12 protein-coding genes and 1 riboswitch are annotated in these 11,431 nt (G+C 32.8%); of the genes, 3 read left to right on the top strand and 9 right to left on the bottom strand.

The features are described from left to right. Positions 1-3: 3 nt before the first annotated feature. Entirely contained in the window at positions 4-108 is a 105-nt protein-coding gene (locus ACR1PN_RS18940; protein WP_433979164.1) for an IS3 family transposase, read from the top strand. Positions 109-145: 37 nt separating this feature from the next. On the opposite strand, the gene ACR1PN_RS18935 is transcribed toward ACR1PN_RS18940, so the two are convergent. Further along, on the bottom strand, positions 146-853 hold the full coding sequence (locus tag ACR1PN_RS18935; RefSeq protein ID WP_433981298.1) for a DUF4294 domain-containing protein: 708 nt from the start codon (positions 851-853) through the stop codon (positions 146-148). Positions 854-905: 52 nt separating this feature from the next. On the opposite strand from ACR1PN_RS18935, the gene chrP reads away from it, so the two are divergent. Next, complete coding sequence (chrP, locus tag ACR1PN_RS18930; RefSeq protein WP_433981297.1) at positions 906-1,982, top strand: chryseobasin maturation metalloprotease ChrP; 1,077 nt, start codon at positions 906-908, stop codon at positions 1,980-1,982. Positions 1,983-2,064: 82 nt separating this feature from the next. Further along, positions 2,065-2,715, top strand: coding sequence for a ribulose-phosphate 3-epimerase (gene rpe / locus ACR1PN_RS18925; protein ID WP_433981296.1), 651 nt, complete (start codon positions 2,065-2,067; stop codon positions 2,713-2,715). Between the two features lie 74 nt (positions 2,716-2,789). Here the strand turns inward: rpe and ACR1PN_RS18920 are convergent, their stop codons facing one another. The 8 genes from ACR1PN_RS18920 to ACR1PN_RS18885 form a co-directional block, all read right to left on the bottom strand. Next, positions 2,790-3,410: a hypothetical protein gene (locus ACR1PN_RS18920; RefSeq protein WP_433981295.1), complete on the bottom strand. Its 621-nt coding sequence runs from the start codon at positions 3,408-3,410 to the stop codon at positions 2,790-2,792. Positions 3,411-3,872: 462 nt separating this feature from the next. Beyond that, a complete protein-coding gene (locus tag ACR1PN_RS18915; protein ID WP_072959412.1) occupies positions 3,873-4,289 on the bottom strand; it encodes a nucleoside-diphosphate kinase in 417 nt (138 codons plus the stop codon). Between the two features lie 329 nt (positions 4,290-4,618). Then, positions 4,619-5,545: a ribosome small subunit-dependent GTPase A gene (rsgA, locus tag ACR1PN_RS18910; RefSeq protein WP_378177726.1), complete on the bottom strand. Its 927-nt coding sequence runs from the start codon at positions 5,543-5,545 to the stop codon at positions 4,619-4,621. A gap of 119 nt (positions 5,546-5,664) precedes the next feature. Next, entirely contained in the window at positions 5,665-6,744 is a 1,080-nt protein-coding gene (locus ACR1PN_RS18905) for a chorismate mutase (protein WP_433981294.1), read from the bottom strand. Positions 6,745-7,089: 345 nt separating this feature from the next. Further along, complete coding sequence (locus tag ACR1PN_RS18900) at positions 7,090-7,677, bottom strand: hypothetical protein (RefSeq protein ID WP_433981293.1); 588 nt, start codon at positions 7,675-7,677, stop codon at positions 7,090-7,092. A gap of 38 nt (positions 7,678-7,715) precedes the next feature. Then, on the bottom strand, positions 7,716-8,801 hold the full coding sequence (gene dnaX, locus ACR1PN_RS18895) for a DNA polymerase III subunit gamma/tau (RefSeq protein WP_378177735.1): 1,086 nt from the start codon (positions 8,799-8,801) through the stop codon (positions 7,716-7,718). 89 nt (positions 8,802-8,890) lie between these two features. Further along, positions 8,891-9,514 (bottom strand): TetR/AcrR family transcriptional regulator, encoded by a 624-nt coding sequence (locus ACR1PN_RS18890; protein ID WP_378177738.1) that lies wholly within the window; start codon positions 9,512-9,514, stop codon positions 8,891-8,893. A gap of 724 nt (positions 9,515-10,238) precedes the next feature. Then, positions 10,239-11,183, bottom strand: coding sequence for an aldo/keto reductase (locus ACR1PN_RS18885; protein WP_433981292.1), 945 nt, complete (start codon positions 11,181-11,183; stop codon positions 10,239-10,241). 180 nt (positions 11,184-11,363) lie between these two features. Next, positions 11,364-11,429: riboswitch (Fluoride riboswitch) on the top strand. Positions 11,430-11,431 lie beyond the last annotated feature (2 nt).

The following is an 11,431-nucleotide window of genomic DNA, read 5'->3' as shown; positions in this document are numbered from 1 at the left end:
GAAATAAAACAATACATCACTTATTACAACAACGACAGAATACGATTAAATCTAAATGGAAAGAGCCCGGTACAGTACCGAACTCTTTTCTTTAATAATTTTGTCTAAACTTTTGGGTGCAGTCTAACATTTACAGGAATTTTTTTTATTTGGATACTTTAAAATCTCTTGCTCCCGGATAAGGTTGTAAGTACCCTGAATTCCAGTTTGACTGAAGAAGCGATTCCAAAAATTCGTCGGTTCTGTTTTTATGAGGATTGTATCTGTCTTTTAAATCTATATCTGCCATTTTCCCTTTTACATTCCACCAGAAAGCACTCCACCCGCCACGCAATTCTTTAATGATTTCATAAACATTTTTATTGGTAGCTCTGTTCAATAATTTTGCAAAAACCTGCCCTTCCGTTGTCGTCAAATCTCTTAGCTGTTTTTCATACTGGTCAGCCAGCATGTTTTGTCTGTCTTTTACGTATTTCCTTTTTGCAGCACTGTCCAGGTTCGTCATTTCTCCCTGAATGTCGCGATACTGTTGCAAAGCTGTTAAAAACAGAGGATAAACACGGTATAATTTTTTATTTAAAAAGAAATAATAGTTTTTATCAAGCTGATTATTGAACTTAGGCTTATTTAAAAGTACCAGCTCATCCATAACAACAACAGTTTCACCATTGATTTCGTAAATTTTTGCTTTCTGCCTTTCGTCATAAAAATATTTATTGCCGAATTCATCAGTCTTCAATTGTTCCTGCGGATATTGACTTAAAGGTTTTGCGATAACAGAATCTCTCTGCTGCCCAAACACAGTGATACCAAAAAATAAGATAAAAAGGCAGGCAATTTTATGAAATTTCATTATTTTTACACATATTAGAACAAATTTTGACAACAAAAATCATTCCTTTTATATGAAATTCGATAAGAAATCACTGAAATTTTTAGAAAAATATTTAAACACTTCATCACCAACAGGTTACGAACATGAAGGTCAAAAAGTTTGGATGAATTACATCACTCCTTACGTAGATAAAGTTGAAGTAGATCATTACGGAACTTGTTACGGCATCATTAATCCTGAAGCAGAATTCAAAGTAGTAATAGAAGCTCATGCTGATGAAATTTCATGGTACGTCAATTACATTACCGATGACGGATTAATTTATGTCATCAGAAATGGAGGTTCGGATCAAACAATTGCTCCTTCAAAAGTTGTGCATATTCACGGAGAAAAAGGCATCGTAAAAGGAGTTTTCGGATGGCCTGCAATTCATACAAGAAGCGCTAACCAAAACGAGCCGACTCCAAAAATTGAAAATATTTTCATCGATTGTGGAGCGACATCTAAAAAAGAAGTTGAAGAACTGGGAATTTTTGTCGGATGCATGATTACATATCCGGACGAATTTTTCGAAATGAACGACCGTTATTTTGTGTGCAGAGCTTTAGACAACAGAATCGGCGGATTTATGATCGCAGAAGTTGCAAGACTTTTAAAGGAAAACAAAAAGCAGATTCCATTTGGTTTATATATTACCAATTCGGTTCAGGAAGAAGTTGGATTGTATGGCGCAGATATGATTGCGGATACGATTAAACCTAATATTGCTATCGTAACCGATGTTACCCATGACACAACCACTCCAATGATTGAGAAGAAAAAAGAAGGTGACCAGAAGTGCGGTGACGGACCGGTAGTTTTCTTTGCCCCGAGTGTACATCATACCATCAGAGAATTGATTATTGATATAGCAAAAACCAAACAAATCCCCTTCCAGAGAGCAGCAGCAAGCAGAGCTACAGGAACCGATACAGACGCTTTTGCACACTCCAACGGAGGTGTTCCAAGTGCTTTAATTTCCTTACCTTTGCGCTATATGCATACTACGGTTGAAATGGTATCTAAAGAAGATGTAGGAAATGTCATTCAGTTGATCTACGAAACAATTCTGAGGATTACACCGGAAATGAAACTGAAATATCATTAAAAAAGAAGTTAGAAATTAGATATTAGAAGTTAGTTTTTATAACCTCTAATTTCTAACCTCTAAATATAAATATAAAGTAAAAATGAAAACGAAGCTTATTGCTCCTTCCCTTTTAGCCGCAGACTTTGGGAATCTGCAGAGAGATATCGAAATGGTCAATAATTCACAGGCAGACTGGTTTCATATTGATGTGATGGACGGGAGATTTGTCCCGAATATTTCCTTCGGATTTCCGGTAATGAAAACCGTTCAACAATACGCAAAAAAGTTTGTAGATGTACATTTAATGATCGTAGAGCCTGAAAAATATGTTGATGAATTTATTGATTACGGAGCAGACTTAATTTCTGTACATTACGAAGTCTGTACGCATCTTCATAGAACCATTCACCATATCCAAAGCAAGGGTGTAAAAGCTGGTGTTGTTTTAAACCCTTCAACTCCTGTATTAATGCTTGAAGACATTATTGCCGATGTTGATCTGGTTCTATTAATGAGTGTAAACCCAGGATTCGGAGGACAGAAATTCATTGAGAATACCTATAAAAAAATTGCTGAAACCAAAGATCTTATTTTAAGTAATAATTCCACAGCACTTATTGAAATTGACGGTGGCGTAAATCTAGATAATGCTTCAAAATTATTTGAAGCCGGAGCTGATGTTTTGGTAGCAGGAAATGCGGTTTTCTCAGCTGAAAACCCGGAAAGAACAATCGAGCTTTTGAAAGTTTAATGAATATTTCACAATTACAAAAGAAAAAGCTGTTTCATCCCTGAAACAGCTTTTTTTAGATTTTTTTTAGTGCTTTATTCTACCTGCTGAAAATTAAAGCTTAAATCTCCGGCATTATAATTTTGGGAAACATTTGTCGGAAAAACCTGAGCCGTTCCGCTCAACCATCTGTATTCCAGAAATTTAATATTACCTGCGGTAATCGGATAAATTGCATTACTATTATCCAGCTTATAACGTTTATACCAATCGTTTGAGTTCATGGTAATCATATATTTTCCGTCTTTCTCTAAAACAAATTCGGCAATACTCTTAGTTACAGATACATTTGCAGCCGATATATTTACAGCCTCAGTTCGCAAAACGGTTTTGGTGTTATAATCCCAGATTGTTATTCTAAGGTTGTTATTCACATCTGGTAATTTTACAACTAAAGAATTAATTTTTCCTTTAACATTAGGAGAAAAAACGAGCCCGAATTCGTAATCTCCCGAATTTATAAAATTACTTGTTGAAGTAAAACCTGCCAATTCATGATATTTATTTAAAGGATTTTCTTCGTTGTACACGATCGGAGCAGTCTGCTCATCATCATCTTTGCTGCAACTTGTAATAAATGTCGTGATAGATAAAGCAAAAAATAAGATTTTCAAAAGATACAATCTCTGAACCATTGAATGTTTAAAATTTTTCATGATATTTTATTTGTTTAATTATTGTGACAAAATTCACGATAAACAAATACTGGATTAACAGGAAAAACACCTAATTTTAAACCCTATTTTTCCTGTAGGAGGATTATAATAACAACAAAAAAGACAGTCGTTAAACTGTCTTTGATCTCGCTTAAGAGAATAGCTTATATGGTCATTAGTTTTCAGAATCGATGCTAGAAATTTGATTCTCTGTTTCTAGATGTAAAGATGAAAAAAATATATAAACCAATCTATCCGTAAAAACACGGAAATTTATTCGAAAAGCAATATTATTTATTAGTCACTTAATCATAAAATATTATCATATAATTAATTTTTATTAGATTGGGATTAATTAGTATAAATAAAAAAACATGAATATTAACAACTAAAAATAATGTAGAAAACAAAAAAAATCCGGAACAAAAATTCCGGACAAAATTTATTTTATTATAATCTTATTTAGAAAATCTCTCTGCCAGAAAAATGGAACTGCGCTTCGATTAAAGCATTTTCGTCAGAATCCGAACCATGTACAGCATTCTCTCCGATGCTTCTTGCAAACATTTTTCTGATTGTTCCTTCTGCAGCTTCAGCAGGATTTGTAGAACCAATTAAAGTTCTGAAATCTTCAACCGCATTATCTTTTTCTAAAACTGCAGCAACGATAGGTCCTGAACTCATAAATTCTACCAATTCCCCATAAAACGGTCTTTCCGCATGAACTTCATAGAATTTTTTTGCATCAGCAACAGTAAGCTGAGTTAATTTTAAAGCTTTAATTTTGAATCCACCCTCTGAAATCTTCCCTAAAATAGCACCAATGTGACCATCAGCAACCGCATCAGGCTTGATCATTGTGAACGTAATGTTTGACATATTTGAATATTTTTTTTAATGGCACAAAACTACAAAAAAATATTATAAATAATTTTAAATTAATTTTAACACAAAATAACTTTTGTTAAGAATTGAGAGTTAATTCTTGGCACACTAATTGTTATTACTATATCGATTCTCATGTTTAATTTGAGTTTTCATGGTTATTAGTTTTTACCCAGCTTCGGCTGGGTTTTTTATTTGTAAAAAAACAACCAGTTTATTATTAAATTCTCAATTTAATAATTAAAAAATGACAATAGCAAACGAATTATTGCTTCAAAATCAATCAAAGCAACAAATGTTTTGCAAAATTAATAGTGAAATAATTACCTGTGAGCATTTTCTTCTGCCTCGTCCATTAGCTTGATATAAGTAGAATATCTTGAATGCTGAATTTCTCCGGTCTCCAAAGAGTCCAAAACGGCACACTTAGGCTCATTGATGTGAAGACAATTGTGATATTTACACTCTTCCCTTTTTTTGAAGATCTCCGGGAAATAATGCTGTACTTCTTCCTTTTCAATATCGATCATGGCAAATTCACGAACTCCGGGTGTATCGATCACATTTCCGCCAAAATCCCAAAAATGCATCTGAGCAAAGGTTGTTGTATGCTTCCCTTTAAGATGAGTGTCGGAAATTTCAGAAGTTCTCAAATTAAGATCCGGCTGTAAAGCATTTACCAAAGTTGATTTACCGCAACCAGAATGCCCAAAAAACACTGAAGTTTTGTCTTTCAGAATTTCAACCAATTCATTAAGATTTAATTTTGAATAAGAAGAAATTTCCAGGGTTTCGTATCCTATCTCATTATAAAGAAATTCAATATCTTTTACAATTTCAGATTCTTCATCTGACAAAACGTCCATTTTATTAAATAAGATCAGTGGTTTAATGTTGTAAGCTTCGCAGCAAGCTAAAAACCTGTCAAGAAAACCCAGCGATGTTTCAGGAAATTTTAGCGTGAAAATAAAACAGGCCAGATCAATATTTGAAGCAATAATATGTGCTTCTTTTGAAAGGTTTACCGATTTTCGGATAAGGTAGTTTTTGCGGGGTTCAATCTTTGTAATCCAAGCAATATCATCCTGTTCGAGCTGAAATTCGACAAAATCACCTACAGCTAAAGGGTTGGTAAGTCTGGTTTTTATCAGTTTAAATTTTCCACGAATTCTCGCTTCGAAAATTTTTCCGGTTTCTATTTCTAAAACCTGATACCAGCTTCCTGTAGATTTAATGATTTTTCCTTTCATAAATATTATTGCTGCAAATATAAGAAATTAGGGCTTAGAATTTAAGCAGAAGGTAAATTCACTGAGAACAACAAACCTTTTCTTTAATCCTAAGCCCTACAATTATTTCAGAAAAACAATTATCTCTCAATCATAATATTATTCTGAACTTCAATTGATTCTTCATGAATTGCTTTAAAAACTTTTTCTATAAAATCCTGAGACATTCCTGTTTCTGAAGCTTTTTGTACAGCATATTCTGTAATCACTTTCCATCTTTCGGGCTGGAAAATAGCAATATCATTTTCTTTTTTCAGTTTTCCGATTTTTGCTGAAATTTTCATTCTTTGAGAAAGTAATTCAATCAGCTGAAAATCCAAATCTGAAATTAATGTTCTGTGTCTTCCCATTTCATCATCAAAACCTGCCAAATCTGTACTTCTCACTTTAAGGTTTGAAATCATATTTCCCAAAACCTCAGGAGTAATCTGCTGCGCAGCATCACTCCATGCTTCATCAGGATTGCAGTGTGTTTCAATAATTGCCCCCTGATAACCTACGTTAAGAGCTTCCTGTGTAATATCTGCCAATCCGGTACGATTTCCGCAAATATGTGAAGGATCAATTAAAATCGGGATATTGGGAAACTGGCTTTTAAAATCCAAAGCAATCTGCCAATTCGGATTATTTCTGTATTTTGTTTTCTGGTAGGTGGAAAACCCTCTGTGAATCGCACCTAAATTTTTAATATCCTGCCCTAAAAGTCTTTCCAAAGCACCAATCCATAAAGCCAAATCAGGATTTACGGGATTTTTAACCAAAACGATTTTCTCAGTTCCTTTCAAGGCTTCTGCAATTTCCTGAACAGTAAAGGGATTAACTGTGGAACGTGCACCAATCCATAAAATATCAACATCAGCTTCCAAGGCTGCATCTACGTGATGAGCATTTGCAACTTCTGTAGCCGTTTTAAAACCATATTCTTCCTTTACTTTCTTTAACCAGTTTAGGCCAATTACACCAACCCCCTCAAAACCATTCGGTTTCGTTCTCGGTTTCCAGATTCCAGCACGAAAAATAGGAACCTGTGCATTGGTATTTTTAATTCTTTTTGCCGTTTCCAGCATTTGTTGTTCACTTTCCGCACTGCATGGTCCTGCGATGATAAGAGGTTGCTGAAAATCTTTTATCCAGCTGTTTTCCAAATCTCTTAAGTTCATATTGTAAATTTTATTTTAAATTAGGGCAATAGTATATTCATTATAAAGTTACTTTATAATTCTTTCTAAAAAATATCGTTCAAAAAATTGTTATGAAATCAGGAATCTACAGTTGAGTTCCCATGTTTTTAAGAAAGAAATTAAATTAGCTGTACCAATAAAATCGATAATAGCTTCTAAAATTTCTGTAATAAAATGTAGCAAAAGAAAGATAACTGCTTAAAAAATAAGCAGGTGTAAAACTGATTGCTTGAGTAAAATCAGCAGTATATGGAATTTTGGAATGTTCCAATGTGATACTTTATTTATCTTTTCTTTCTAAATATTAAGCAAATATATAAAAATTTATGACAAATCAAACTTCATGAGATCATCAAGATCTTTGAGTAGCGGATTTTTCTCGATAAACTTTTCGAAAATTTTCTTTTTAGTCACAATTTCAATTTTAAGATTTTCATGATCTTTTTTAAACTGAAATTCGACAGAATGGTTATTTACCTTATGTTTAAAATGATTAAAAAATTCAATACTTATCTTATCAAACTCATTTTTTGCAGAATCTGAAGGATAGGAAATCTGAATAATTTTTTCATCTATTTTAGCAAGCTTGAAAGCTTTAATCGCATTAAAAACCACGGGATCTTTTTGACGAAGTTGTTTTAAAAGGATCATCCATTCGTTCTGAACGTCTGTTTCGGTAAAATGATGTTCGGGAAGTTTTTCGGTACTGACAGTACTTACTTTTTCTTCAACTTCAGATTTTTCTTCTTTATTCAGTAAAGAATTTATACTGAAACCCGAAGAAATATTTGGTCTTGATAAAGGTTTTAAAGCTTTCTTGATAACTGCTTCAGAAGAGGGGTCAGAAACAGAAATTGTTGTAAGCTCAACTTTTACTTCTTCTACTTTTTTCTCCTGAATCTGAGTAGGCAACTTCACTTCCTGTTTCTCATTAAGAAACGGAGCTAATATTATGAACTTTTTTTTTTTGCTAAATCACCACCGGCGGAAAGAGAAGACAATTGCATTAATGCAATTTCTACAGTAAGTCTTGAATTTTTTGAATTTTTGTAATTGATATCTGCATGATTACAGATTTCAATGGCATCAATCAAATGTTGCGGACTCCATTTTTGTCCCTGTTCTGTAAATTTCACTTTGGTTTGCTCTCCTACTTCAATCAAATCCATTGTTGAAGGATTCTGCGCCATCATCAAGTCACGGAAATGATTTCCAAGACCCGCAATAAACAAATGCGGATCAAAACCTTTTTTTACAATTTCGTTAAAAGCAGAAAGCACCTCAGGAATTTTATTTTCTTTTGCTAAATCTACAATCTTCAGATATTGGTCATAATCTAAGATATTGAGAACTTCCGCAGCTTTAGCAAGTGTAATATTTTTTTGCGAAAAAGTAGAAAGCCTGTCAAAAATCGAAAGTGCATCTCTCAATGCACCATCCGCTTTTTGTGCAATTAAATACAAAGCATCATCTTCATATTTAATATTTTCTTTTTCTGCAATTTTTCTTAAATGCTCCTGAATATCAAGAATCGTAATCCTTTTAAAATCATAAATCTGACAACGCGACAAAATCGTCGGAATAATTTTATGTTTTTCCGTTGTTGCCAAAATAAAAATCGCATGAGCAGGTGGTTCTTCCAATGTTTTCAGAAAAGCATTGAAAGCCGCCGAAGACAACATGTGAACCTCATCAATAATATACACTTTATACTGACCTACCTGTGGCGCAAAACGCACCTGATCAATCAGCTCACGGATATCATCAACAGAGTTATTGGATGCAGCATCAAGTTCATAAATATTGTAAGCAAAACCATCTTCCGAAACAGAACCGTCTTTTTCGTTGATTTTTCTTGCCAAAATTCGGGCACAAGTCGTTTTGCCAACACCACGGGGACCACAAAACAACAGCGCCTGTGCCAACTGATTTTCTTCAATCGCATGTTCCAGCGTATCTGTAATGTGAGATTGCCCAACAACGGTATCAAACTGTTGCGGACGGTATTTTCTTGCAGATACGATAAAATTTTCCATTGCCCAAAAGTAAGAAATATAGTTTTAATTTAAAAATTTTAGTTTTCAAATTTCATCAAAATAATCTATTATTTTGGGCAACAGAATAATTATTTATTATAAGCAAATTCGATAATATCTTCTATTGCGTTCTTTATTTTTTGTCTACCGTCTTCACTTTTCATATCAATACCACAGAAAGTATTTCCGTTATGACCAGTGTAAAGATTTAGATGATAACATCCTGCAATAAGAAGTGCCGTAATCGCTCTATAATTTTCAGATTTTTCTCCAAAATGAGGATCTGTAATGTTTTTAAACAACTCCTCGCCTACTTCTTCTCTTTGATCTAATAATTTCTTAAGAATCGGTCGACTTTCAGACATTTCCCATACAAGGATTTTCTGAAGTTCTTTATTCTTTTTAAGATTTTCAAACTGAGTAACTATTGCCATTTTAGACAATTCTTTTCCACCGTCAGAAAAATCTGCGTCGGCTGCCAATTCAAACCTGCTCCAATAATCCTGAGATTTGATATATTCGTCGATCAATTTATCTGTGCTTCCGAAATATTCGTAAATCAGCTTTTTATCAAAACCTGCAACAGCAGCAATTTTGCTTACCATTAATCCTGAATATCCTTTGGTTTTCAAGATCTTTCCAACTGCATTCAGCAGTTTCTGTTTTGTTTTTTCCTTGTCCCTGATGGGACCCTGTACAACTTTTCTAGGCATCGTTTTCTATTTAATTTGCTAAAAGCAATTTTATCACTAATAATCTTAAATTCTCCCTAAGAGTAAAATATTGTTTTTAAAACAGTTAATAAACTCTGCTTTCACAAATATACATCTCTTTAGTGAGAATTGTGTACCTTATTTTATTAAATTACGATTTTTTTTAAGCTTTGGTTTTTTCTAAGATGAAATATTATTTTATGAATAAGGATTACGATATCCAATTTCTCAAAATATTTAAAAGTAAAATTCACCATATCTAAGACTGTATGAAAAATACAAAGTCTTTAAATATCAGCATAAAAATAAGAGCAAAAATAAATTATTTTTAAAATAATTCACAATTTAAAATGTACTTTTTAATGATAACCAAGCATAAGTATTAACAGTGTGAATTAAAATAATTCACTAATCTATAGTAAATAATGGGATTTCATATCTTTACAGAAGAAGCACATTTTTTATCTTTAATCGATTTAAAATAAATATTTCAAAGACTTAAAACTTAATTCCTCACTACTCTTCTTGCTAAGATCTTTTGTACATAGTCTTTTTGTACACTCCATAACTTAAAAGAAAATTACATATAAGCAAAGCAATTTTGTTGCCGATAAACAAAAAATTTAAAGATGATTGTCATTTTTTGCTTTTATCATGATCTGGAAAAGAGCTTTGACAATAAAAAAATCTCCTGTAACAAAATTACAAGAGATTTTTTATTCAATTATTCACTCACTTTATTCAAAAGCTTAATATCATCAGAACTTAATTGCAATTCTGGTGCAGCAAAAAGTGTTTGCAACTGAGATTTGTTTGTTGCGCTTACAATAGGAGCCGTCACCAAAGGATTTGCCAGAAGCCAAGCTAATGCAACCGAAGCCTGAGTTGTTTCATATTTTGCACTGATTTCATCCAAAACTTTCAAAACATTTAAACCTTTTTCATCCAAATATTTCCTTACTCCTTCTCCTCTTGCGCTTTTGTTTAAATCATCTTCGTTACGGTATTTTCCGGTAAGAAAACCTGCTGCCAAAGACCAATAAGTAAAAACACTCAAATCATATTCTCTAACCAAATCAGCATATTGAGTTTCAAATTTCTCTCTTTCCAATAAATTGTAATGAGGTTGTAAAGCAACATATTTAGGAAAGTTATTTTTTTCGGCAATCTCAAAAGATTCTTTCAGTCTTTCCGGCGAAACATTTGAAGCAGCTATATAGCGGACTTTTCCGGCTTTTACGATTTCAGCATAGGCTTCCAAAGTTTCTTCCACCGGAGTTTTGTTATCGTCAAAATGAGTGTAATAAAGATCAATATGATTTGTATTAAGCCTGGAAAGCGATTCGTCTACCGATTTTAAAATATGTTTTTTGCTGATATCAAAACCATGTTCTTTTGTTTCAGAGCCAACTTTTGTAGCAATCACCAATTCATTCCTGTTGTTTCTCTTTTTCATCCATTTTCCGATAATTTCTTCAGATTGGCCACCTTTTCCGTTAACCCACCAAGAATAGGTATCTGCTGTATCAATAAAATTAAAACCTCCATCTGTAAATTGATCTAAAATCTCAAAAGATTGTTTTTCATCCAAAGTCCATCCAAAAACATTACCTCCAAAATTTACAGGTGCTACTGAAAGGTCTGTATTTTTTATTTTTCTTTTTTCCATAAAATAGGCTGTATTTAAATTTTTAAAGTATAGCTAATTTATGAAACAGTCTTTTGAAATGGCTGTAGAAGTAAGTTTTATTAGAAATTCAGTCTATAGAAAATTTCGATTAAAATAATTTAAAACCAAAAATTCTTATAAATGATTTGCGAAATTATATTTTATTGTAAATTTGTTATCTCGAAAAAAGGAAATGGTGTCTTCCTTACCCAACCGCCTTAAAAAGCTGATGGCGCCTGATTAATTGA

It is taken from the genome of Chryseobacterium sp. RLHN22 (genome assembly GCF_051011795.1).
Taxonomy (GTDB): domain Bacteria; phylum Bacteroidota; class Bacteroidia; order Flavobacteriales; family Weeksellaceae; genus Chryseobacterium; species Chryseobacterium zhengzhouense.
This window is presented reverse-complemented; position numbering and strand designations above follow the sequence as displayed.

Coding starts and splice junctions, on each gene's coding strand:
- ACR1PN_RS18935 (WP_433981298.1), bottom strand. CDS start 853: ATGAAATTTCATAAAATTGCCTGCCTTTTTATCTTATTTTTTGGTATC.
- chrP (WP_433981297.1), top strand. CDS start 906: ATGAAATTCGATAAGAAATCACTGAAATTTTTAGAAAAATATTTAAAC.
- rpe (WP_433981296.1), top strand. CDS start 2,065: ATGAAAACGAAGCTTATTGCTCCTTCCCTTTTAGCCGCAGACTTTGGG.
- ACR1PN_RS18920 (WP_433981295.1), bottom strand. CDS start 3,410: ATGAAAAATTTTAAACATTCAATGGTTCAGAGATTGTATCTTTTGAAA.
- ACR1PN_RS18915 (WP_072959412.1), bottom strand. CDS start 4,289: ATGTCAAACATTACGTTCACAATGATCAAGCCTGATGCGGTTGCTGAT.
- rsgA (WP_378177726.1), bottom strand. CDS start 5,545: ATGAAAGGAAAAATCATTAAATCTACAGGAAGCTGGTATCAGGTTTTA.
- ACR1PN_RS18905 (WP_433981294.1), bottom strand. CDS start 6,744: ATGAACTTAAGAGATTTGGAAAACAGCTGGATAAAAGATTTTCAGCAA.
- dnaX (WP_378177735.1), bottom strand. CDS start 8,801: ATGGAAAATTTTATCGTATCTGCAAGAAAATACCGTCCGCAACAGTTT.
- ACR1PN_RS18890 (WP_378177738.1), bottom strand. CDS start 9,514: ATGCCTAGAAAAGTTGTACAGGGTCCCATCAGGGACAAGGAAAAAACA.
- ACR1PN_RS18885 (WP_433981292.1), bottom strand. CDS start 11,183: ATGGAAAAAAGAAAAATAAAAAATACAGACCTTTCAGTAGCACCTGTA.